We start from the raw sequence: 21,912 nt of genomic DNA, 5'->3' as shown, positions 1-21,912 counted from the left end.
GGCGGAACCCGGCAACCCATCACCAGAAGGAATCCATCATGACCAGCAAGACCACCGTCGCCTCGCTCGAGAAGACCCTGCCCTCGCGCCTGGGCGAGTTCAAGAACCGCGCCACCACCGCCAAGGAGGCGTATCAGGCCCAGCGCCGCGACATCCTCCAGAACGACCGGCTGTCCGACACCGCCAGAACGAGCGACCTGGCCAAGCTGCTCGACGCCCACCGGAAGGAGCTCGACAGCATCCAGGCCGAGCAGGAGTCGTACAAGACCGGCCTGATCAGGAGCCTCGAATCCGAGCTGCGTGGCTCCCAGCCCACCGACGCCAACAGCGTGCTGCTGCGCCGCGACGCCGCCGACCGCGTGCGCAAGATCGGCACTCCCCAGGAGGCGAAGGAGATCCTGCAGGACGCCATCACCAACAGTGACGAGAGCCTGGCCCACGCGATCGGCATCCGCGCCTACAACGTCGGCTGGGTCGATGTGGCCGACACCTGGAAGGCCGCGTACCCCTCCACGGCGGAGACGGCTGCGGCGCTCTCGTACGTCGAGGCCAACACCAGCGGGGCCGCGTACAACCTGTCCAACCAGATCACCTACTCGTCGCCTGTCGAGTAACCCTGACCGGGCGAGGGCTTTTCGGCTCCTTTCGCCCTCGCCCTGCTGAGTGGTGCATCACTCAGCACGAGAGACCCCTGGCACCGCGCTGGGGGTCTCTTGCCGTGTAGACGCCCGGCGGTCAGATCGAGAACCATTTGCTCGATGGGTCCCCTTCAGGCAAAGTTCAGCTTGCTCGAACATCCGTTCGATTCGCACTCACCCCGCAAGGAGAACATCATGGCCACCAAGAAGAGCACCCCGGCAGTCGAGACCGTCGAGCAGGACGAAGCAATCGACCTCCTGCAGCTCGTCAGCGACGGCATCATGCAGGTGATCGAGACGCACAGCATCGACGTGCAGAAGAACCGCTACAAGGCGATGCGCGCGATCGCGTGGCACGCGTTCGTGGAGAGCATCGAGGCCGGGGATTTCGAAGCCCTGGTACAGCGGGCCAGCGCCAACGTGGACGCCCTCCCCTCCGGCTGGGAGATCAAGGTTCCGGCCAAGCCCGCACCAAAGCCCACCCCGGCCAAGCGCACCGCCAAGGCAGCACGAGCATGAGCGCACGCGAGGGGCAGCCCCGGCCCACTCTCGGCGACAACGTGTTCGAGCAGGTAGGCACGTTCCACACCCTCCCCGACGGCACCATCGTGCCCGACGCACCCAAAGCTGACGACTCGACGGAGGACGAGCGATGACCACCATGATCGGCTACCTGCGGGTGTCCACCGAGGAGCAGGCCAACAGCGGCCTCGGCTTGGAGGCTCAGCGTGAGACCATCCTGCGTTACGCCGACGCGCACGGCTGGGACGTGGTCTGGTACGAGGACGCAGGCCTCAGCGCTAAGTCGCTAGACCGGCCTCAGCTACAGGCGGCGCTCGACCGGCTCGCCGTGGCACCTAAGCGGCGCGACGTTGACGGCATCGTGGTTGCGAAGCTCGACCGGCTGAGCCGTAGCGTCGTTGACTTCGCCGGCGTGCTGGAGCTGGCCCGTGCGCGCAAGTGGGCACTCGTCGCTATCGACCTGGGTGTGGACACCTCCAGTCCGACGGGCGAGCTGGTTGCCAACGTGATGATGTCGGTAGCTCAGTGGGAGCGACGCGTGATCGGTGAGCGCACATCCGCCGCCATGCAGGCAGCCAAGCGGGCCGGTCGTCACATGGGCCGGGTATCCGCGCTGCCCGAGGCCACCGGGGCGCGCCTGGTGGCCCTGCGCACCACTCATACGCTTGCCGCCACGGCTACCGCTCTCAACGCCGAGGGGCTTACGACGGCGACCGGCACCGCGTGGACGGAGAACGCCGTCTGCAAAACGCACAAGCGACTTCTCCTGAGAAGGTGCGAGGTTCTTGCCAGCCCGTGAGCTAGATCGTCAGCGCCTGATTGAGTTTCTCGAACGCCTTCTCGAATCTCGAGACCGTGTCCGTCTTCACGGTCGCAAAGAAGTCATCCTGGTTGTCGGTTAATGCGTGAGCCGGAAGTGCATGATCATACTTGCCGTGCAAGTCGATGAGCTTCTTGACGATTGGGACGGGCATCGAGGGAAGATCCGACTCCTTGACGTTGCGACCAAATGCCCAGTTGTACAGGCGGAGGTAGTCAGATGCAGCGAAAAGGTCCTCGATATCAGCGGTTGGAGGCAGCTTCGAGTCGACTTCGGAGACTGCCACAATGCTGCCGGGGTCAACCCCGTTCTCTGACGCCGCCTTTCTAGTTCGCGCAAGGGTAGCGTCGGTAGTTGCTCCGTCGACCAGAGCCGAAACCTTCAGCCTCCTGCCCATGAGAGCGACGAATGCGGGCATGTTCGAGATGCCGCCAACTGGAATGATGGCCAACTTAGGGCTCAGCGGGGTCTTGCCGTTCTGCTCCATGTAAGCGCTCATCCGCATCAAGAAGATGAAGTCGCTGCTGCCTTCGACTGCGAGGTGAGGACCCGACCCGAGGAATAGGTGTTGGCTGATGGAGTAGCCGAGGGCCGACTCCACCGGGAGGATTGTGTCGCGGTCTGCGGACAAACTGACTTGGGTTACTGCCACGCCTCCCTCTCGGTTCTCCCGAGTCGCCTTGTCATGCACCGCGCGCAGCTTCTCGTACACTGTCGGGTCGATCATGAACTGCGAGTGCGTGGTGTAGATGGTCTGCTTCGATGCGCCAAGCTCCATGAAGATGTAGTCGATGAAGTCCTTCTGGGCCTCGCCGTGAAGGCTAGTTCCTGGCTCATCCAAGAGCACGATCACTGGGCTGCTCGTGTGCAGGTACTCGCTGAAAGCGGCGAAGAACGAGAAGAACCACTGGAACCCGCTGGATCGGGTCGAGAAGTTGGTTTCAACATCACCGTGGCGCGCATCGCGGAGTTCAATTTTCAGGAGCCGGTGGTTCTCCTGCACGTTCGTGGATGGATTCAGTACGGCTACGTTGTCGTCCCCAAACACAACCGCCAGATCGGTGTTGACTCGCCAATACTTGAAAACCTCACCACTGAGGTCCCCGGCCGCTGCCTGAAGCTCGGCCTTGCGGCTGTCGTAATTCGCGTCGAGGAAATCGGCGGGCGTTACCCCCGCGTGCGCGAGCAGCGAGACGACAGTCTGATCCTGCTCTTCGAGAGCGACGCCCGCGCCCACGTTGGCTGCCAGCCTCGTTAGATCAGTCTCCCCCGGGAGGACGCTGTAGTTGGAGAAGTAGAAAAACTTGGGGACACGTGCCTTTAGCGCTGTCAGCTGGTCTTCATCCAGCTGACCCGTTTCCAGCAGGTACCGATGCCTCTCTGCCGCACTGGCAAATCCTGAGGCAGCCTTGGCCAGAGCGGCTTCGCCTGCTTCCTTGAGGCTCTTGGCAAGCTCCTTGCTCTTCGCGATTGCATCGTCGAGGGAGCTTTCGGCCTTCAGGATCGCCACTTCTTCCGAGCCGACCGAGGCGTCGGAGCACGCCGCCTCGATGACGTCCGCAAGGTCTGCTTTGAAGTACACGGTGTAGCGGTTGGCGTAGTTCTTGGCAGCTTTGAGCGTTGTGCCAACCATCGGCCGTGCAGGGAGCACATCAGCCAACGCGTCGCTGTCGGACTGGTCCAGCGCGAACTGAGCAATCACCGGCCAGGTCTCACGTTCGAGGTCAGGGTTCTCCCGCCGGTCGCGCGCCAAGCGCCACCGAGGGTACTCAGTCACTAGATCGAAGCTCCGGCTATCGCCGTTTGCAGGGTTCAGGCGATGGAGCGCCTTCAAGATCGTCGTCTTGCCCGACTCATTCTTGCCGACGAGGGCGGTGACGTCCGGCTCGATCTCGATCCTCTGCGGTTCGACAAAGTTGCGGAACTTCTGCACGGTAACTGCGACGAGCTTCACGGATTCTCCCTCGATACCGATGTTTTGGCTCAGGATAGCGGAGGACGCCGACACTACCCGTCTTGCGTCGCCTGAGTCTGAGCTTGCTTGAAACGGCCCGCGAGAGTCCCAGTGATCCCAGGACGACGAGACCAAGCCCTCTGACAGGATGAGCGTGTGAACCTGCTTGAAGAGATCATCGTCGGGGCAACGGATGACAACGTCAGCACGAGCAACCTCCTGCGGAAGGTGACTGTGGTTGCGCACTACCTGAAGGCTGCCGATGTCGCGGACTGGGTGAGGGGCGAACTCAACGGATACAAGACAGTCGAGTCGCTGCCCAGATACAGGCACAACTCCATCACGCCCGTCATGGGTACGTGGACCGGCTGGGGTGGCAACTCGTCGACGCAGCTCCTGAGCTCGCAAGGGCTGCCCGAAGACGCCGCAGAGGTTCTCTTTCACGTCAGCTTCTTCCAGCCGATTTCTGAGCTCGAAGAGCTGACAAGGCTTCCTGAGGATCCTTCCCAATCTTGGGACCCCTGGCAGGTCGTCCAGTACAACAAATGGAACCGCGAGGGTAAGGGCGTCTGGATGGAGAACATGCAGCTGCTGAATGCCCGCCGTATCGTGTCACGTGCCTCGATCCGCGGCGTGATCGACACCATCCGCAACACCGCTTTGGATCTTGCTCTGAACCTCCACACCACGGATGAGAACGCGGGCACCCTTAACGGACCGACCGTCGCGGACGCACCGATCGCAACCACGGTTACCAACTTCGTCACGAATGTGTGGGGCCACGGCACCAACCTCGCTTTCGGTGACAACGCCGAGTTGCGATCGAAGGTCGTTGTAAATGATGTGGAGAGTCTGCTGTCAGCCGCTCGCGAGCTTGGTCTCGCGGAAGATGGCATCGCCGAGCTGCGTGAAGCGGCTGAGGCTCCCGTCCCCGAGCGTCAAGGCAAACTCAAGGCAGTCGCAAAACGTGTAGGCGCGGGAGCGTTGTCGTTGACCGGCACCGTCGCCGCAGAAGTGGCTGGCGGCCAGTTGGATCTCCTAGTTCAACAGTTCCTGGGACAGATCTAGACACCAGCACCGAAATGAGCGGCCGACTCCGGCGCACCAAAGGAGTAGACAGATGCCTGAAGGGGGCCGTTCAGGCCAACGGCGCAGCTTCGTGCACCACCTGACCGGCTGCCGCACGGTTGAGACGAGAGGGCTTACTCCTCGAGTTCGCCTAGGAGCCGGTCAACGACTACGTTTCCCGGTTCGATGGTCGCCGCTGCTACTGACCACAGCGCTCGAAGCGCCTCGTTGATACCTTCTCGCATTTCCAGACTTCGGACCGACGATTCGACTGTCCCGATCTTCTTGTGTGTCGATCCGTCGACCTCCCAGACACTCAACGCGTGCGGTGCAAGGCCGCCTGGAGATGCAGATACCTCGTAGGCAGATCGGGCTGTGGTGGCTCTCAGGCGCGTGCGCGCAGTGCCTAGTGCGCTGGCGATGCCAGATGCCATGGAGGCATACACTGATCGCGCACTAGAGTCATCGCCCTGCCACTCCAGTCGGCCATCTCTAGTAGCACTCACGAGACCAGCTATGAGGCGCACCCAGTCCTGATCTTCAAGCATTTCTTGGGCTTCCAATCTCGTTCCGAACCAATACGTGTATCGCGTTCAAGGTAACCGCTACCGCCCGAATCTTCGTGGCAGCAGTACCTACTCTCTCAGCGGTGGTCATATCGGGCTTCCGGTAGAGGCGGTCGATAGCCTTGGCTGCGGCAGCTCTCGCATCCGAGAGTTCGCGCACCGCTTCCTCATGCAGGGTTCCCCGATTCGTCAGCAGCTGTTCCGCCTCGCTGGCTCTTTCGGAAAAGCGCTGCAGAACATCCACGGCTGCCTCGCGTGAATCCGCGTGCATCGCCCCAGTCAGCGAAGAAGCGATCTCGCTAAACGAAGGCAGCAAGACGATGATCTGATCACGAACCAGACCATTGCGCGCTTCATCCAGAGCGTTCTTTGCCGCCTGGAGTGCCCCTCGACTCTTGTAGAGCTGGACAAGCGCAACCACGATACCCAGCCCGCCGAGCACGAACCCGATCCAGTCGAGCATGCCGGGAATGTTGGCAAAGTCGAGCCAGTGCCAGTCCCCGATGTACATACGCTGAGGCTACACGCTGGGTCAGGCGTTGCTGAGCATCCGACTCCTACCTCGTGAGCAGATCAGCGGCGGGCACACCGAGCGCCTGAGCGAGCCGATAAATGATGTCGAGCGTCGGGTTGCGGGTGCCGCGCTCGATGCCCGAGACGTAGGTTCGGTCTAGTTCCGCCCGGTGGGCGAAGCCTTCCTGAGACCAGCCGCGCTCAGTTCGGAGTTCGCGCACGCGCGCACCGAAGGCGGCTCGGTGAGCTGGAACGGGCATCCCTCAACGCTCGCGCTAAGGTGACAATGAGTCCACGGACTATGAGTCACATAGTCGAGGAGCGTCACTCATGTCAGAGCAGTCTCAGGCCCAAGCACCTGCACCAGAGAAACCGTGGTATATGAAATGGTGGGTATGGTTGATCGCTGTCGTGCTGGTGATTGGCGGGATCGGTGCGCTCATCGATCCAAGCAGCACTGCGAGCCCCGCCGGGGAGTCCACACCGATCAATACCCCGATCATTACACCGAAGCCCGAACCTTCCGCGTCGCCAGACGCTCCAAAGTATGCATCTCGTCCGGAGCTTGAGCGCTTTCTGGCTGAGGCAGGAGTTGTCTTTGACGACCTTCAGGTGAGCGCGAGAACGGTGGTGATCTACGTTCCTACCGAGACGGCGAGGGATCAAGCTCAGCAGATCGCCAACGATGCGATGCTGTTCCTCTGCGCGAACACACAGTCGCCCCCCGGATTCGTCAAGACGGACGACCGAGTCAGCATCGCGACACCGGGCTACAGCGCCGCCGACCACCCGATCACTTACGCGCAAGGAGAAGATGTCTGCGCGCGGTAGCGATCTTCCACACGATGTGGATTGGGTCAGGGCACAACGGCTCCACTGCCCTGACGGGAGCGTGGACCACCTCGGCTGGCGCTCCCGTGGCCGATAGAGTTGGGCCGTGAAGGCAGAACTCGCAGTAGGTGGTCAACGCACTCGCTTGGACCAGCAGGTTCCGATGGAGACGGCGTTCGCGGGGCCGCTCAAGATCGAGCAGCGCACGGGGGCAGCGGATGCCTCCGCCATCGCGCACATGGATCCGGAGACGTTCCTGGCGGCCTTCAAAGAGACGCCCGCCGTGCACCGGTTCCCAGGGTCCATGGCCACCCGCGTGCAGACGCTCTGTCAGACACTCGTCAACGACTGGGGCGGAGACGCCGCAGCGCTCTGGACGCAGGGTGACCCGACGGGCGCCGAGGTCCTGAAGCGACTGAAGAAGCTCCCCGGCTTCGGCGAGCAGAAGGCGAAGATCTTCCTCGCCCTGCTGGGCAAGCAGTACGGATTCACGGGCGAGGGCTGGCGCGAAGCATCCGCCCCCTACGGCGAAGACGGATCCCTGCGCAGCGTCGCCGACATCGTCTCACCCGAGTCACTCGCGCAGGTGCGCGCACACAAGAAGGCGATGAAGGCTGCGGCGAAGGCTGCGAAATAGGTCATGGCCGTCTCTCTGCGCATCGAGCTGTTCCCGGCGGAACTGGAACGCGCCGTCGCCTTCTACACGGGTGGGCTCGGCTTCACCGTGGAGAAAGACGATCGCGCAACGGGAACGCCGTACGTGGCCGTGCGCCGCGACGGCGTGCGGATCGGCCTGCTCGGGTCGCCCGGAACCGTCGGTGATCGTCTCCCGCCCTTCGGCGTCGAGATCGTGCTGGAGGTGGATGACATCGTCGCCGAACGCGAGCGCATCGTGGCCGCGGGCATCCCGCTCCTCGACGACCTGCAGCGCCGGGTCTGGGGACTCATCGACTTCCGCCTTCTCGATCCTGACGGCTACTTCCTCCGTTTCACCGAACGTGCGAACGCGCACGACTAGACAGGGGACCTCATGCAACCCACCGGCACCGATGTGGCGGGCCTCATCGCCCGCTCCTCCCCCGCGACGCGCCGTCGAGACGCCGAGACGCTGACCGCACTCATGCAGGAGATCTCCGGGCGTGAGCCGGTCACCTGGGGAACGATCATCGGCTTCGGCTCCTGCCACTACGTCTACCCGACGGGCACCGAGGGCGATATGCCCCTGCTGGCCTTCGCGCCGCGCAAGACGGCCACGACGATCTACCTCGAATCGACCGACGAGTACGCCGCTGAGCTCGCCGACCTCGGGCCGCACACCACAGGCCTCGGATGCCTCTACATCAAAGACCTGGAACAGGTCGACCTCGACGTGCTGCGGGGCATCCTGGAGCGCTCACTCGCGTGGAGCGAAGCGGGCGGATCCGAGCAGGCGCGCCTGACGGTCACCGGCTGACCGAAGACCTCAGCGCCCGTAGCGGGCGAGGATCTCATCGGTCAGCCCCGGCCAGATGCGCTTGTGGTCCTCGCCGAACGGCACGCCCGAGAGGAATGCCGCCGCGACATCGTGCGAGCGATCGACGAAAAGGAAGCTGCCCTGCGCGCCGAAGTGGCCGGCCGTCTCGGCAGGCAGGGTGTCTCCGGTCCAGTGCGGAGTCTTCGCGCCCTTCAGCTCGAAGCCGAGACCCCACTGGTTGTCGGCGAAGGTGCCATACCCGGGCACGAGCCCGCGGAGCCCCTCGTGTGAGACGGTCAGAGCGTAGTCGCGCAGCTCGGGGGTGATCAGCGTCGGATGAAGAACCTCCCGCCCGAAGGCGAGAAGGTCAGCGATCGATGACTGCGCACCCGCCGACGGACGGCCCGTGACATCGGTGCTCGTCATGCCCAGCGGGCCGACGACCTGCTGCGTCATCCACTGCGCGAAGTCCATCCCGACGGCGCCCGCGACGTGCGTCGCCAGTGCGTCGAAACCTGCATTCGAATACGTGCGGCGCGCCCCCGGGGCATGCTGCGGCTCGTCACCCTCGAAGGGAAGCCCGCTCGTGTGATCGAGGAGGTTCTGCAAGGTCGATCCCTCCGGCCCCGCGGCGTCGTCGAGATCGACAAGCCCCTGCTCGATCGCGACGAACACACCCCACGCGGTCAAGGGCTTCGTCACCGACGCGAGCGCGAGCACCTGCTGCGGATCGCCCTGCAGCGCGAGCGTCTCGGCGCTGTTCGTCACCCCGACGAGAGCGGTGTGCGGGAAGTCGGCGGTCGCAGCGAAGGTCGTCATGTCCACTCAACCATCGTCCCACGGCCTTATCAGCCTCTCTCGTCGCGCAGATTCTCCTGCCCCGCAGCAATGAGGCGCCGACCTCATGATGACGCTCGGCATTCATCAAACGACATACGCCTTTGGCAAACCATAAGCCCGACCTATACTGCGGTACATGAAGGACCTCGTCGCGATCGCGATGCTCCGCGAAGTCGCTCGAACGGGGAGCTTCTCCGGCGCCGCCCGCGCGCTGGGCTTCTCTCAGCCCGCGGTCAGTCAGCAGATGGCCAAACTGGAGCAACGCTATGGCGCACAGCTCGTCGTCCGCCTCGGGGGACAGTTCGTCCTCACCCCGGCAGGAACCATCCTCGCCCAGCGCGGCGCAACGGCCATCGCGAGTCTTGCGGCAGCGGAAGAGGAGATCGCCGAGCTGAACGGCCTCAGCGCGGGCCGGGTGCGCCTTGCGGTGTTTCCGAGCTTCGCCGCGACCCTCGCCCCGCAGGCGCTGGCGTCGATGTCCGCGACGCACCCCAACATCGAGGTCTCGATGGTCGAATCCCGACCGGATGCCGCACTCAGCGCTCTGGAGACCGGCGATCTCGACATCGCTGTGCTGTATGACTACGTCGACAACGCGGATGCGGAGATCGAAGAGATCCCGCTGCTGTTCGATCCCGTCATGGTCGTCCTGCCGCGCACCGACCCGCTGGCTCAGAAGCCGGTCGTCGCATTGCGCGATCTCCGGGACCGGGCGTGGATCTCCGCGGCCTACCGCTCTCCGCTTCCGGATCTCTGCCGCTCCGTGGGTTTCGAACCTCAGATCAGGTTCACCGTCGACAGCCACAACGCCGCTCAGGGTCTCGTGGCGGCCGGTCTCGGCGTCGCGCTCATCACCCGACTCAACCTGCTTCCGATGCAGCATCCTGGTGTTGTCGTGCGCCCCTGCACGCCGACGCTCGATCGTCGCATCGCAGCGATGATCAGCCCGATTGCCCGACGTCAGCCGTCGACGCGAGCCCTCATGTTCGAACTGCAGAACGCGGTCGGACGCTACAACGCCTCGCTCGATGTCGAGCATCCCACCTTCAGCATCTGAGGCGGAGGAGAGCCAAACCAGCGTCTCCCCCGCCTCACATGGGCGACTCTCTGACCGCCGTCAGAACCCCGCGCCGGCGCCCTGGTAGGTCAGCGAGCGCGCAACCTCGATCACGGGCTTCTTCTCTCCCGCCGTGACCTCGAAGTCGAGGTTGTTCTGCGGCGGGGGGAACGGGCACGTCACGAAGTTCGTGAACGCGCACGGCAGCGCGGACGCATAGTTGAAGTCGATGTAGTCGATGCGTTCGCCCGACTCGTCCGCGAACTGCAGCTCGATCGTGCGTCCCGCGCCGTAGGTGATCGGGCCACTCGTCCGGTCGCGCACGTGCGCGACCGGCTGCACGGTTCCGGCATCCGTGTCCTTGCCGAGAACGACGATGCTGTAGTCCCGCCCACCATGGGTGAACGCGAGCGTGCCGATGTGCGGCGTCACCTCGCGAACGCCGGATTCCACCGTGACGGCCTCGACGTCGACGCGGGCTGTGGGCGTGAACCGCGCGGGGATCCGCCAGGCCGGGTCGTACGGGTACTCGGTGATGCCCGCTGCAGTGAGGTCGGATGCCTGCTTCGGGTCGCGGACGCGAACCGCGTAGATCGCCTCACCGTCATCGGTCGAGCGCACCAGCGTCTCGACCTCGCAGTCGCCGTAGTAGACCGGCCGGCTGTCCCCATGACCGTAGGTCATGTTGCGTCCGGGCACGATCTCGACCGGGCCCTCCGGGTAGGCGCCGTCGACAGAGAGCGACGGACCGCTGGCCGGAGGAGTGAAGATCACCTTGCCCTCACGCACCGACCAGCTGCCGGGGAGCAGCTCGAACTCGCGATCCATATCGCCGTCGTGCAGCCAGTACTGAGCGACCAGCGAGGTCCAGCCGTAGGGGCGGAACATGTCGGCCACGTGTGCATACCGCCATTCGCGCCATTGCCCTGCGAGATGTTCAAGAGTGGACATGATTTTCCTTTCTCAGTGTCGACACGTCGAATCGCCGCCGCGCGGCGTTCGCGTCATGAGCGCTGCGGTTCGCGCGTGGCTCGGTGGATGAACGCGCAGACCTCTTCGAAGGACCGTTCGGCTGCTCGCGCGTTTCCGAGAACCGTGCCGCCGTTCGAGTACCGCGCTCCGGAGACCGGATGCAGCACGTCGATGTTCGTTGTGGGCATGAACGGGAGCGGAGTGATGTGTCCGGCGGATTCGAAGTCGAGGTGAAGCCGCTCGGCCTCGTGTCCTGATCGTTCGAGAGTCCGCATCACAAGGCGGGAGGCCATGCTCGACGGCCACGCCCGGTCGTCGAGGCCGGAGACGCAGGCGACGGGTCCGCGGAAGCGCTCGATCGGAATCCGGGACGCAGCGACGAGCTCCCGGTCGTGCAGCCCGTCGATGTAGACGTCCCGATCGGGATCTTCGTGGGCCACGCCGTCCCAGGGCTGCCAGGTCACGCCGCTGTTGTCGTGCCAGAGGTGCTCCAGCGGCTCCCCCTGCCACGTCCAGGTCGGGCCGTCCCATCCTTCTTCGGGATCCGCCGCACCCTGAGCGCCGAACACATAGGCCGCCGGTACGAACGCGACGATCCCCGCGATGCGCTCCGGGAACCGCGCTGCCAGCAGCAGAGTGAGCTCACCCCCACGGGACTGGCCGCTCACCAGGGGCTTTCCGCCGAGGGGTGCCAACTCTCTGGTGACGTAGTCGATGGCCGTCTCGAAGTACTCCAGCGGCGTGCGCGAGATGTATCGGGACCGCCCGGGCACCCGGAAGTACCCCAGTGCGAGAGCCTGGATGCCGCGCGACGCGTACTGCGCCGCACGAACCTCGTTCAGGCCGCCACCCGAGCCGTTCATGACGATGATCGTCGGGAAGGGGCCCTCTCCCTCCGGCACGAACAGCGTGCCGACGAGGCCCTCCTCGCGCACCTCGACGCGGCGAATGCCGTCGCCGACGAAGCGCTGGATGAGCTGCGCACTGCCGTGCTCTTCACCCGCTCCGCTCGTACCGGACCCTGTGCCGGCCTCGCTCCACGCCTCGATCGTTGTCACAAGCGGAGTCTCGACGGATTCCGGATCGAGTCCGCCGGGGCGCCCGTCGACCGCGGTCTGCGACCAGAGCAGCCCCATGGCGTCGGCGACGCGGTAGCGACCGGAGATCGGCGCGTCCGCATCGAGATCGACCCGGCCGGCGGCATCGGCGAGAAAGCTCACCCGGCTCGTCCAGTCGACGCCGTTGCGCACGGTCGTCGCCTTCACGGTGACGACGGCATCGGGCGTCGCACCCTCGATGGTGATCGTGCGACGTCGCCACAGCTCCGCGTCTGCGGGCACCACCCGCACATCCAGAGTCCGCTCGGCGGTCATGGCTCGCTCCGATCCGCGGTGGCGCCCTCATCCGCGTAGCCGCGGAGCGTCCGCACAAGGGTCTCGTCGATCTCGACCGCTGTCGTCGTGGCCCCCTCATCGAAGCGTCGTGGGACGTGCCCGCCGGCTGCTGCCCAGCCGGCGGCGAGATCCGCGACGCTGTCCGGGAAGGACGCGGCACCGAAGCTGTGCGGATCGATGGCGATCAGCAGCGCGCTGCGAGTGCTCGAGGTCGGCTCCGGCCGCTGGGCCGTCGTACTGCGCGTGAGCAGCTCCACCGCAAGGCCGGTCAGAGACGCGATGCGGCTGTCGGGCGCGATGGTCGCGACCTCCGTCGCGTCCGTCGTCCGTGCGCCCTCGGCGGTGAAGCCTCCGGGCGCATCCAGCTGCTCCCCTGCGGACGCCGCGGCCTTCAGCGCTGCCATCGAGATCGGCGAGGTCGCATAGTCGAGGACAAGCGGAGCGCGGTCGCGTCGCGGCGCAGCCAGTGCCAGCGGGTTCGTGCCGATCGCGGCGTGATTCCCGCCCCACGGTGCGACCATTGCGGGTGCGCGGGCGCAGAGCAGCGCGAGGAGCCCCTGCTCTGCGACATCCCGCGCCGCGAGACCGAGGATGCCCAGGGCACCCACGTTCTCGATGCTCACCGCGCGGATCGCCCGCGATGCCGTATCCACACTCGCCGCGAGCAGGCGCCGCACGGCGACCGCCAGCGCGACCGGCCCGGGAATCCGGGCCGCGTCGATCGTCACCGTCGCGTCGGCGGTGCTGCCTCCGTCGCGGACGGCCTGTTCCCCCGCGGGGCACGCGCCCAGACGATCGATCTCGCGGATGAGCATGCTCACACCGAAGGCGCCAAGTCCCAGCTGCTCCGCGGAGACCAGCCATCGCGACGCCCGGGTGACGTCCTCTGCCGTGACGTCCGCGATGTCCCATGCCACGCCAGCGCGGTCGCGCTGCGCCCACAGGACGCGTTCGACCACCGCGAGCAGTTCCGCCTGCTCCATCCGCACACTCATCTCAGCCTCAGTACTTGACCCACGGCACGAGGCGGCGTTCGATCACGCCTTCGAGCATCGTGATTCCGTATCCGAGCGCCGAGATCGTCACGATGCCGACGTACATCTTCGCGACGGCGAACGCCGACCACGCACTCCAGATCAGATACCCCAGACCGCTGCTCGAGCCGACGAACTCAGCCGCCGCGATGATGACGAACGCGCCACCGGTCGCCAGACGGATGCCGGTGAAGATCGAGGGAAGCGCGTAGGGCAACGACACGGTGAGGCGCATCTGGAGCTTGGACGCTCCGGATGCCCGCGCGACATCGTTGAACAGCGGTGGCGTCTGCATCACACCCGAGAGCGTGTTGAAGAAGAGATAGAAGAACACGCCGATCGCGACGATGAGGTACTTGCTCGTCTCGCCGAGTCCGAAGATCAGCAGCAGCAGCGGGAAGATCGCGATCTTGGGGATCGGGAGCAGCGAGGCGAAGATCGGCTCGAGGAGCTGACGAAGCGGACGCACGGATCCGAGCAGCAGCCCGAGCACGATCCCCGGCACGGCTCCCATGACGAAGCCGATGCCGATGCGCGACAGTGTGATCCCGATGTCCTCGATGAGAGAGCCGTTCACCAGCATCTGCCAGAACGTGTCGAGGATCGCGGTCGGCGCGGGGAAGAACCGCGCGTCGATGACTCCGAGCCGGCTGCACAGCTCCCACGCCACGATGATCAGCAACGGCATGAACGGGCCGATGCGGCGGATGACGGTGGAGCCCTGTGCCGACTTCACCGCTGACTTCAGCCGGGACTCGATCTCTGGCGAGAGGGCAGGTGCTGCCTCCGTCCGCTCTGCGACGTTCGTCATGATGCCACCTCGATCGTGTCGGTGTTCTTGCCCAGCACCGACCACAGGTGGTCGGTGATCTCGGAGTAGCGCGGATCACGGCGCAGGGTGGTCAGGTCACGCGGACGATCGAAGGGAACGCGCACATCCTCGATGATGGTTCCGGGGTTCGTCGACATGACCAGGACCCGGTCCGCGAGCAGCAGTGCCTCGTCGACACTGTGCGTGATAAACATCACCGCCTTCGACGTGCGGTCCCAGATCCGCAGGAGGTCCTGCTGGAGCAGCACCCTGGTCTGCTCGTCGAGCGCGCCGAACGGCTCATCCATCAGCAGGACGTCGCCATCGTCGGCGAGCGCGCGCGCCACAGAGGTGCGCTGCCGCATGCCGCCCGAGATCTGCCCGGGGTAGTACTTCGCGAAGTCGACGAGACCCACGAGCTCGAGCAGCTCGTCCACTCGCTCCTTGCGCTTCGCGCGGGAGACGCCGCGGAGCTTGAGTGGGTACGCGATGTTCTCGGCGACCGTCAGCCAGGGGAAGACGCCGTGCTCCTGGAACACGACCGATGGCCGGCTCGCGGTCGAGACGGTACCGAGACTCTGCTTCTCGAGACCGGCGACGATCCGCAGGATCGTGCTCTTGCCGCATCCGGACGGCCCGAGGATGCAGACGAACTCGTGCTCAGCGATCTCCAGCGACACGTCTTCGAGCACAACGCGGAGCCCGTTGGCAGCATCCTTGTTCGGATACGCCATCCAGAGGTTGCTCAGCGAAACCGCGCTCATGACGGGTCAGCCCTTCGCCGTCTGGTTGGCCTTCTCGACGGCCTTCGTGCGGATGTCGTCGCGGTAGGCCTTCTCGATGCCGGATTCGCCGGAGAACTCGAGGACTCCGAGTTCGCGCATGTACGCCTCCTGCTCGGCGACGCTCGTCCAGTCGATCTTGCCGTCGAGGTCGACGTCGGTCAGGGCGATGGACTCCAGTGCCTCGACGGAGAGCTCGGTGTACTCGGCGACGATCTTCTTGATCTCCGGGTCCTGCCAGCCGCCGTCCTTCAGCTCGCGCGCGGCCTTGAGGTAGGCGGCGAGGAATGCGACGACCGCTTCCTCGTTCTCGTCGGCGAACTTCGCGTTGAAGAGCATCATGCCGAGCTCGGTGCCGGCGTGATAGCTCGTGTCGGTGATCTCATGGGCGATCCCCTGCTGCTTCAGCGCCGAGGAGATGGGTTCGATGGTCCAGCTCGCGTCGATCGAACCGTTGGCCATCGCGGGGATGATGTCGCCGGGGCTCAGGTTCATCAGCTCGACGTCGTCGAGGGTGAGCCCGACCGAGTCGAGCGCCTTGTAGATCGAGTAGATTCCGAAGCCGGTCTGCCCCGGAGTGCCGATCTTCTTGCCCTTGAGGTCTTTGAGGTCCTCGATGCCCGAGGCCTCGGAGGCCATGAGCGGAGCGGGGTTCGGCCCGGAGTCCGGGACGCGGGAGACGCCGGCGATGACAGCGAGGGACGATCCGGCCGCCGTGGCGTTGAAGAGTCCCGCACCCCAGGATGCGCCGCCGCCGTTGACGTTGCCCGTGCTGACGTGCTGGAACGTCTCGCCGGAGCTTCCGCCCTTGGGGATCAGCTCGACGTCGAGGCCCGCCTCGTCGAAGTAGCCCTTCTCTTCGGCCACGAAGAACCCGGCGTAGTCGGCATACGGGGAGTACATGAACGTGATCTTGGTGGCACCGTCGTCACCGCTGCCTGCGCCCGCGGCAGCCGGGCCTGCGGGCGCGCAGGCACCGAGCGCGAGAGTGGCGGCAGCAAGAGCCGCGATGGCGACGACACGTCTACGTACGGTCATTGATCTCTCCTTCGAGGACGAGGTGTGAGTCACAGCCTGTCAGGCGAGTTCGCATAAGTACAACGATGAGTTCCTTCTAGGACATATAACGAAAAATTGCTGACATCTGAGTGGTCCAGAGAGACACGCTGTCGGCATCTATAAGCGTTCGTTATTTGGCCTTAACAAACTCGCAATTGTCATTATGACCACTCCGGTGCACTGTCGGAGCATCCGTTTCAACGAAGGAAGACTCCATGACCGCAGTCATCTCGCTTGAGTCCCCCGTCATCGACGCGGCGCTCCTCTCTCGCCGGGAAACCGTGATCCTCTACTTCGGCGCACCCTGGTGCGGTCCGTGCCGGTCGATGTCCCCCATGCTGGCCGGCGTCGCGGACGCACACCCCGAGAAGATCCTGCTCGTGAAGATCAACATCGACGAGCATCCCGACCTCGTGACCAGCGAGGGGATCTCCTCCGTGCCGGTGGTCAAGATCTATCGCGACGGCGCGCTCACGCAGACACTGCTCGGCGCCGTCATGAGGGACGAGATGGTCCGCGCCCTGGAGGTCTGATCCCGAGGGCTACCCCCGGCCACCCGGCTCCGCTCGAGTTGCGAGGACGATGGCCACCACACCCACCCCGGCAACGGCGACCGCCTGCGCCAGCGCCGCGACGTCCATCGCGGCCACGAGCGCCGTCTGATCGTGAGAGATCGACGCGAACGCCATCATCAGCACCTGTGCGAGGACGACCATCACCAACGCGATCGTCGGCGTCCACGACCACGGCTGCGGCACAACGCCCGCCCGCGCGATCTGCGTCACGGCGACGATCGCCACCAGGAGCTGCACGACAGTACCCACGGGAACGATCGGCATCGCGGCCAAAGACGACGGCGTCGCCGGGAAGACCAGCCACAGCAGGTCCATCACCCAGGGCCACACGCCGAGCAGGATCAGCGCCACGGTCCCGAGCGGTCTCCGTGCGGTGACGCTGCCGACACCGCGCCATCCGATCGCGAACAGCACCGTCGCGGCGGCGAACGCGATCCGCGTCACCGTCGCCGTGCCCGCCATCATCGGCAGCGCGAGGCCGATCAGCACGTAGCCGAGCAACAGGATGCCTCCGAGCACCCAGACACGGCAGAGGCGCATGCGATGGTCGAGCGTCGTCGCTTCGGTCATGGCCACAGCGTAACCGAGGGCCTGGTCGAGGACGCGCCCCACCTCCGAGCTACCTCGCCACACGCCCCCACGTCACGAGCAGGATCGCGATGACGCCGAGCGACGCGGTCGCCAGCGCAGGAAGAATGTGCGCGATCCCCACGATGACATCCACGACCGCGCCGTCACCCAGGATGCCGACGACGACCCGCACGACCTCGGCGGCCGCCGAGACTCCCACCGCCCACAACGGCGCACGGCACCACGGCTCCGGGACGACACCGGCGCGGGCGATCGCAATCGCCGCCACCAGCGCGAGCGCGAGCTCCACGAGAAGGTCGATCCCGGTGTACAAGAACAGCCACCCGGACGCATAGACGGACGGAGGCACTGCGTCCCAGACGAACAGGCGCACGAACGGCAGGATCGCGACAAGCAGGATGATCGCTGTCGTCCCGAGCGGACGCCGGGCCGTGACGCTGCCCACGCCGCGGAAACCCAGCGCGAACAGCATCCCTCCCCCGCCGAACAGCAGAATGACGAGGGGCGTGAGCCCTCCCTCGGCGAGCCCCAGCGGGCCTGCGAGAAGCGGCGAATGCACGACGCCGAGGATTCCGGACGCTGCGAGCAGCCCACCCGCGAGAAGCCAGACGTTGCGGAACGTGGTCGAGGGGGCAGCGAACGTCCGGTCGATCATCCGACCAGCCTATCGACGGCGCCCCGCCCGGAAATGACGAAGGGGCGGATGCCGCAGCATCCGCCCCTTCGCTCGAATCAGGCGCCCTTCAGGCGCTCCGAGAGGTACGCGTCAAGGTTCTCGAGCGGCACGCGCTCCTGCGCCATCGTGTCGCGGTCGCGCACCGTGACGGCGCGGTCATCGAGCGAGTCGAAGTCGACCGTGACGCAGAACGGGGTTCCGACCTCGTCCTGACGACGGTAGCGTCGACCGATCGCGCCGCTGTCGTCGAAGTCGATGACCCAGCGGCCGCGCAGCTGGTCGGCAACCTCGCGCGCGAGCGGCGAGAGGTTCTCGTTGCGCGACAGCGGGAGCACGGCGACCTTGACCGGCGCGAGGCGCGGGTCGAGCTTGAGCACGGTGCGGGTGTCGGTGCCGCCCTTGGCGTTGGGCACCTCTTCTTCGACGTAGGCGTCGACGAGGAAGGCCATCATCGCGCGGGTGAGACCGAACGAGGGCTCGATGACGTAGGGCGTGTAGCGCTCGCCCGACGCCTGGTCGAAGTACGTCAGGCTCTGGCCGGATGCTTCGGTGTGGCTGGAGAGGTCGTAGTCGGTGCGGTTGGCAACGCCCATGAGCTCGCCCCACTCCTTGCCCGGGAAGCCGAAGCGGTACTCGAAGTCGATGGTTCCGGCCGAGTAGTGTGCGCGGTCTTCCTTGGGAACGTCGAACTGACGCATGTTCTCGGGGTTGACACCCAGATCGAGGAACCAGTTCCAGCAGGCCTCGACCCAGTGGTCGAACCACTGCTGCGCCTCGGCGGGCGGAGTGAAGTACTCGATCTCCATCTGCTCGAACTCGCGGGTGCGGAAGATGAAGTTTCCGGGGGTGATCTCGTTGCGGAACGCCTTGCCAACCTGGCCGATGCCGAACGGCGGCTTCTTGCGGCTCGCCGTGACGACGTTCGCGAAGTTCACGAAGATGCCCTGCGCCGTCTCGGGACGCATGTAGTGCAGGCCGCTCTCGTCGTCGACGACGCCGAGGTAGGTCTTGACCAGGCCGGAGAAGGCCTTGGGCTCGGTGAACTGGCCCTTGTTGCCGCAGTTCGGGCAGGGAACGCCTGCGAGGCCGCCCTCGGGCGCACGGCCCTTGCGTGCCTCGAAGTCCTCCAGGAGGTTGTCGGCGCGGAAGCGCTTGTGGCAGCTCAGGCACTCGACAAGCGGATCGGTGAAGGTCGCGACGTGGCCGGACGCCTCCCAGACGCGCTTCGGGAGAATGATCGACGAGTCCAGGCCCACCATGTCGCCGCGTCCGCGCACGAACGTCTGCCACCACTGACGGCGGATGTTCTCTTTGAGCTCGGTACCGAGGGGGCCGTAGTCCCATGCCGACCGCGAACCGCCGTAGATCTCACCCGCTTGGAACACGAACCCGCGGTGACGGGCGAGGGCGATGACCTTATCAAGGCGGGACTGTTCGGCCACGGTGGCTCCAATGGTCGGAGGGCGGAATCCGGGGTGCGCACACGGCGATGCCGCGGCATTCTCAATCCTATCGGCGGTTCCACCGACGAGAGAGGCCAGGGCGGGTCACACTCTGGTGCCCGTCAGGACTACCGTCGAAGCATGAGCACCGCACAGGCAGATCAGCCGCGCACCGGCAGGGACGACACCCGCTTCTTCGGGCAGCCCTGGGCACTGACCCACATCTTCGGCGTCGAGATGTGGGAGCGGTTCAGCTTCTACGGCATGCAGGGAATCCTGCTGATCTACATGTACTACTCGGTCACGGACGGCGGCCTGGGCATGGACCGGGGCATCGCGACCGGCATCGTGGGCGCCTACGGCGGCACCGTCTACCTGTCGTCGATCCTCGGCGCCTGGGCGGCCGACCGTCTGCTCGGATCTGAGCGGGTGCTGTTCTACAGCGCCTGGGTCATCATGGCGGGCCACATCGCGCTTGCCCTGCTGCCGAGCGTCTGGGGTCTCGGCATCGGACTCGTCCTCGTCGCGATCGGATCGGGCGGACTCAAGGCCAACGCGACCGCCGTCGTCGGCACTCTCTACGCCGCCGGCGATATCCGCCGCGACGCGGGCTTCTCGCTGTTCTACCTCGGCATCAACCTCGGTGCGTTCCTCGGCCCGCTCATCACCGGTCTGCTGCAGGACAGCATCGGCTTCCACTGGGGCTTCGGTGCGGCCGCCGTCGGCATGGCCCTCGGTCTGCTGCAGTACTCGATCGGCCGCAGGCAGCTGCCGGAGTCGTCCCGGATCGTCGCCAACCCACTCCCCGCGAACCGTCGACCGCTCGTGCTCGGCATCGCCGTCCTGGTCGTCATCGCTCTCGCCGCGCTCGTGCTGACCGGGGTGATCCGGGCAGACAACCTCGCGGGTGTTGTGATCCTGGTCACCCTGGGAGCGGCGATCTCCTACTTCGCGGTCATCATCTCCTCGCGGGAGCTCAACCGCGACGAACGCTCGCGCGTGATCGGGTTCATCCCGCTGTTCGTCGTCAACGTCGGCTTCTGGTCGCTGTACCAGCAGCAGTTCACGGTGCTGACGATCTACTCTGACGAACGCTTGAATCGCACGATCTTCGGATGGGAGATGCCGGTGTCCTGGGTCAACTCCATCAACCCGATCTTCGTGATCATCCTGTCGGGGGTATTCGCCGCGATCTGGTCGAAGCTCGGCAACCGGGCGCCGTCGGCGCCGGCGAAGTTCTCGCTCGGCGCGATCATCATGGGTGCCGCGTTCCTGCTGTTCCTGCCGTGGGCGAACGGTGCACCGAACTCCAGCCCGCTGATCGCGATCGTGGTCATCCTGCTCGTGTTCACGGTGGCGGAGCTCTTTATCTCGCCTCCGGGACTCTCGGTGACGACGAAGCTCGCCCCGGAGCGGTTCCACACCCAGATGGTGGCGCTGTACTTCCTCTCCGTCGCGCTCGGCACGGCGATCGCCGGCTGGCTGGCGCAGTTCTATGACCCGTCGAACGAGGTTCCGTACTTCCTCATCCTCGGCGCCATCGCGATCGGGATGGGCGTCGTGCTGCTTCTCGTGTCACGGCCCGTGCTCGCCCTCATGAAGGGCGTGCGCTGAGGCGGGAACCTACGCGGTGAACAGGTAACCGCGCCCAGCCTCGAAGCCGACCGGGCGCAGGCCCTGTCCGAGCAGCTGCTGCATCTCGTCACGAAGGCGCAGACGCCACTCGTGCGCAGCATCCGGGTCACTCACGCGCATCGCCTCGACGTCTTCGGGGATCTCCAGCGTCGCGGCAACCGCATCGGCCGCGGGCGCCTTGGCGATGTCGGCGAGCTTCCACTCGACATCCAGTCGGTCGCTCTCGTCGCCGGCGTCGCCGCCGCCGAAGATGCCGTAGTTGTTGACCGAGTACCCGGTGACGCGGGCGCCGAGCACCGAGAGGAAGAAGTGCGCGTTGCGGGCTACAAGCGGGTCGAAGGTCCACGTGATGCGTCCGACCTCGCGCGAGAAGGCCCACTGACGCTGGTGCTCCTTGAGCTCACGCCCCCAGCCGCGACCGCGGTACTCGGGCAGGAGCGCGGTGATGTGCGAGTGCATCGTGCGCTGCGCAGGCACGCCGAAGAAGGCGATGGATGCGCCGACCATGCGCTCATCCGCACCCTCGCCGTCGAAGAGCCCTACGACATAGTTGCCCGACTGCTCCAGGGCACGCAGCGTGCCGGCATCGATCACGCGCTCGGGGCCGCGGATCGAATCCAGCAGCTCCTGCGCCTTGATGATGAGTTCGACGGTGTCCAGATCACGAATGGTGCGCACG

The 21,912-nt window shown here is 65.5% G+C and carries 26 protein-coding genes; 12 read left to right on the top strand and 14 right to left on the bottom strand.

Annotated elements, in window-relative coordinates; genetic code table 11:
- Positions 1–38: 38 nt before the first annotated feature.
- The 4 genes from JOD62_RS08615 to JOD62_RS08600 all read left to right on the top strand — a co-directional run bounded on the left by JOD62_RS08615 (position 39) and on the right by JOD62_RS08600 (position 1,959).
- Positions 39–614, top strand: coding sequence for a hypothetical protein (locus tag JOD62_RS08615; RefSeq protein ID WP_204938878.1), 576 nt, complete (start codon positions 39–41; stop codon positions 612–614).
- 219 nt (positions 615–833) lie between these two features.
- Positions 834–1,157, top strand: a complete 324-nt coding sequence (locus JOD62_RS08610) for a hypothetical protein (RefSeq protein ID WP_204938877.1) — start codon at positions 834–836, stop codon at positions 1,155–1,157.
- Positions 1,154–1,294, top strand: a complete 141-nt coding sequence (locus JOD62_RS08605; RefSeq protein ID WP_204938876.1) for a hypothetical protein — start codon at positions 1,154–1,156, stop codon at positions 1,292–1,294. The genes JOD62_RS08610 and JOD62_RS08605 overlap by 4 nt, the downstream gene beginning before the upstream one ends.
- Positions 1,291–1,959 (top strand): recombinase family protein, encoded by a 669-nt coding sequence (locus JOD62_RS08600; protein ID WP_204938875.1) that lies wholly within the window; start codon positions 1,291–1,293, stop codon positions 1,957–1,959. Before JOD62_RS08605 ends, JOD62_RS08600 begins: the two co-directional genes overlap by 4 nt.
- Before the next feature lies 1 nt (position 1,960).
- Here JOD62_RS08600 and JOD62_RS08595 read toward each other — a convergent pair whose 3' ends face one another.
- Positions 1,961–3,934, bottom strand: a complete 1,974-nt coding sequence (locus JOD62_RS08595) for an AAA family ATPase (protein ID WP_204938874.1) — start codon at positions 3,932–3,934, stop codon at positions 1,961–1,963.
- Positions 3,935–4,090: 156 nt separating this feature from the next.
- Here JOD62_RS08595 and JOD62_RS08590 point away from each other — a divergent pair, with 156 nt between their 5' ends.
- A complete protein-coding gene (locus tag JOD62_RS08590; protein WP_204938873.1) occupies positions 4,091–5,002 on the top strand; it encodes an AbiTii domain-containing protein in 912 nt (303 codons plus the stop codon).
- 540 nt (positions 5,003–5,542) lie between these two features.
- Here JOD62_RS08590 and JOD62_RS08585 read toward each other — a convergent pair.
- Positions 5,543–6,079: a hypothetical protein gene (locus JOD62_RS08585; RefSeq protein WP_204938872.1), complete on the bottom strand. Its 537-nt coding sequence runs from the start codon at positions 6,077–6,079 to the stop codon at positions 5,543–5,545.
- A gap of 46 nt (positions 6,080–6,125) precedes the next feature.
- Entirely contained in the window at positions 6,126–6,341 is a 216-nt protein-coding gene (locus JOD62_RS08580; RefSeq protein WP_204938871.1) for a helix-turn-helix domain-containing protein, read from the bottom strand.
- A 70-nt stretch (positions 6,342–6,411) separates the two neighbouring features.
- Here JOD62_RS08580 and JOD62_RS08575 point away from each other — a divergent pair, with 70 nt between their 5' ends.
- The 4 genes from JOD62_RS08575 (at position 6,412) to JOD62_RS08560 (ending at position 8,365) form a co-directional block, all read left to right on the top strand.
- Entirely contained in the window at positions 6,412–6,912 is a 501-nt protein-coding gene (locus JOD62_RS08575; RefSeq protein WP_204938870.1) for a hypothetical protein, read from the top strand.
- A gap of 106 nt (positions 6,913–7,018) precedes the next feature.
- Entirely contained in the window at positions 7,019–7,549 is a 531-nt protein-coding gene (locus JOD62_RS08570) for an HhH-GPD-type base excision DNA repair protein (protein WP_271171488.1), read from the top strand.
- A 3-nt stretch (positions 7,550–7,552) separates the two neighbouring features.
- The gene (locus tag JOD62_RS08565) at positions 7,553–7,930 is read left to right on the top strand and encodes a VOC family protein (protein WP_204938869.1); all 378 of its coding nucleotides are present in this window, start codon (positions 7,553–7,555) and stop codon (positions 7,928–7,930) included.
- 12 nt (positions 7,931–7,942) lie between these two features.
- Positions 7,943–8,365 (top strand): DUF1801 domain-containing protein, encoded by a 423-nt coding sequence (locus tag JOD62_RS08560; RefSeq protein ID WP_204938868.1) that lies wholly within the window; start codon positions 7,943–7,945, stop codon positions 8,363–8,365.
- Positions 8,366–8,374: 9 nt separating this feature from the next.
- Here JOD62_RS08560 and JOD62_RS08555 read toward each other — a convergent pair whose 3' ends face one another.
- Complete coding sequence (locus tag JOD62_RS08555) at positions 8,375–9,184, bottom strand: serine hydrolase domain-containing protein (protein WP_204938867.1); 810 nt, start codon at positions 9,182–9,184, stop codon at positions 8,375–8,377.
- Between the two features lie 157 nt (positions 9,185–9,341).
- Between JOD62_RS08555 and JOD62_RS08550 the strand changes: the two genes are divergently transcribed.
- Entirely contained in the window at positions 9,342–10,262 is a 921-nt protein-coding gene (locus JOD62_RS08550) for a LysR family transcriptional regulator (RefSeq protein ID WP_204938866.1), read from the top strand.
- Between the two features lie 60 nt (positions 10,263–10,322).
- Here the strand turns inward: JOD62_RS08550 and JOD62_RS08545 are convergent, their stop codons facing one another.
- Genes JOD62_RS08545 through JOD62_RS08520 form a run of 6 tightly spaced genes read right to left on the bottom strand, consistent with a single transcriptional unit; the run spans position 10,323 to position 16,293 of the window.
- On the bottom strand, positions 10,323–11,213 hold the full coding sequence (locus tag JOD62_RS08545; RefSeq protein ID WP_204938865.1) for a DUF1684 domain-containing protein: 891 nt from the start codon (positions 11,211–11,213) through the stop codon (positions 10,323–10,325).
- A 53-nt stretch (positions 11,214–11,266) separates the two neighbouring features.
- Positions 11,267–12,607, bottom strand: a complete 1,341-nt coding sequence (locus JOD62_RS08540; protein WP_204938864.1) for an acyl-CoA thioester hydrolase/BAAT C-terminal domain-containing protein — start codon at positions 12,605–12,607, stop codon at positions 11,267–11,269.
- On the bottom strand, positions 12,604–13,623 hold the full coding sequence (locus JOD62_RS08535) for an Ldh family oxidoreductase (RefSeq protein ID WP_204938863.1): 1,020 nt from the start codon (positions 13,621–13,623) through the stop codon (positions 12,604–12,606). Before JOD62_RS08535 ends, JOD62_RS08540 begins: the two co-directional genes overlap by 4 nt.
- A gap of 7 nt (positions 13,624–13,630) precedes the next feature.
- Positions 13,631–14,473: an ABC transporter permease gene (locus JOD62_RS08530; protein WP_204938862.1), complete on the bottom strand. Its 843-nt coding sequence runs from the start codon at positions 14,471–14,473 to the stop codon at positions 13,631–13,633.
- On the bottom strand, positions 14,470–15,237 hold the full coding sequence (locus JOD62_RS08525) for an ABC transporter ATP-binding protein (RefSeq protein WP_204938861.1): 768 nt from the start codon (positions 15,235–15,237) through the stop codon (positions 14,470–14,472). The genes JOD62_RS08530 and JOD62_RS08525 overlap by 4 nt, the downstream gene beginning before the upstream one ends.
- A 6-nt stretch (positions 15,238–15,243) precedes the next feature.
- Positions 15,244–16,293 carry an ABC transporter substrate-binding protein gene (locus tag JOD62_RS08520; RefSeq protein ID WP_204938860.1) on the bottom strand — a complete coding sequence of 350 codons (1,050 nt, stop codon included), beginning with the start codon at positions 16,291–16,293 and terminating at the stop codon, positions 15,244–15,246.
- Positions 16,294–16,529: 236 nt separating this feature from the next.
- On the opposite strand from JOD62_RS08520, the gene JOD62_RS08515 reads away from it, so the two are divergent.
- Entirely contained in the window at positions 16,530–16,847 is a 318-nt protein-coding gene (locus JOD62_RS08515) for a thioredoxin family protein (protein WP_204938859.1), read from the top strand.
- Positions 16,848–16,856: 9 nt separating this feature from the next.
- Here the strand turns inward: JOD62_RS08515 and JOD62_RS08510 are convergent, their stop codons facing one another.
- The 3 genes from JOD62_RS08510 to JOD62_RS08500 form a co-directional block, all read right to left on the bottom strand.
- Positions 16,857–17,459 carry a hypothetical protein gene (locus JOD62_RS08510; protein WP_204938858.1) on the bottom strand — a complete coding sequence of 201 codons (603 nt, stop codon included), beginning with the start codon at positions 17,457–17,459 and terminating at the stop codon, positions 16,857–16,859.
- A 49-nt stretch (positions 17,460–17,508) separates the two neighbouring features.
- Positions 17,509–18,135 carry a hypothetical protein gene (locus JOD62_RS08505; protein WP_204938857.1) on the bottom strand — a complete coding sequence of 209 codons (627 nt, stop codon included), beginning with the start codon at positions 18,133–18,135 and terminating at the stop codon, positions 17,509–17,511.
- A gap of 77 nt (positions 18,136–18,212) precedes the next feature.
- Positions 18,213–19,598, bottom strand: a complete 1,386-nt coding sequence (locus JOD62_RS08500; RefSeq protein WP_204938856.1) for a glycine--tRNA ligase — start codon at positions 19,596–19,598, stop codon at positions 18,213–18,215.
- 141 nt (positions 19,599–19,739) lie between these two features.
- On the opposite strand from JOD62_RS08500, the gene JOD62_RS08495 reads away from it, so the two are divergent.
- Complete coding sequence (locus JOD62_RS08495) at positions 19,740–21,212, top strand: peptide MFS transporter (RefSeq protein WP_204938855.1); 1,473 nt, start codon at positions 19,740–19,742, stop codon at positions 21,210–21,212.
- 9 nt (positions 21,213–21,221) lie between these two features.
- Here the strand turns inward: JOD62_RS08495 and JOD62_RS08490 are convergent, their stop codons facing one another.
- Positions 21,222–21,911: a GNAT family N-acetyltransferase gene (locus tag JOD62_RS08490; protein WP_204938854.1), complete on the bottom strand. Its 690-nt coding sequence runs from the start codon at positions 21,909–21,911 to the stop codon at positions 21,222–21,224.
- Position 21,912 lies beyond the last annotated feature (1 nt).

Origin of the sequence: Microbacterium keratanolyticum (assembly GCF_016907255.1) — a bacterium.
GTDB classification, from domain to species: Bacteria; Actinomycetota; Actinomycetes; order Actinomycetales; family Microbacteriaceae; genus Microbacterium; species Microbacterium keratanolyticum.
Note: the sequence above shows the minus strand (reverse complement) of the source record. Positions and strands in the feature narration are given on the sequence as shown.